This window comes from Bradyrhizobium sp. Kon58 (assembly GCF_055807455.1).
In genome coordinates this window covers 1-234 of the sequence record NZ_JBVVOT010000669.1, presented here as the reverse complement: position 1 = coordinate 234, position 234 = coordinate 1, and the positions used below count along the sequence as shown (strand labels likewise).

The window sequence follows — 234 nt, the reverse complement described above, 5'->3', positions numbered from 1 at the left end:
CGCCAGGCACCACTTGGCCATGATCGAGCCACCACGGGAAACGATGCCGGTGACGCGCTTGGCGGTCAGCGGTACATAGCGCAACAACACGCCGGCGTGGATGGTGAAGTAGTCGACGCCCTGCTCGGCCTGTTCGATCAAGGTGTCGCGAAACAGCTCCCAGGTCAGGTCTTCAGCGGCGCCGCCGACTTTTTCCAGGGCCTGGTAGATCGGCACCGTACCGATCGGCACTGG

1 protein-coding gene is annotated in these 234 nt (G+C 63.7%); it reads right to left on the bottom strand.

The window, feature by feature from the left end:
• Positions 1–234: phosphomethylpyrimidine synthase ThiC (locus AC0L20_RS41890; RefSeq protein WP_473295976.1), on the bottom strand; the 234-nt coding region annotated here is incomplete at both ends.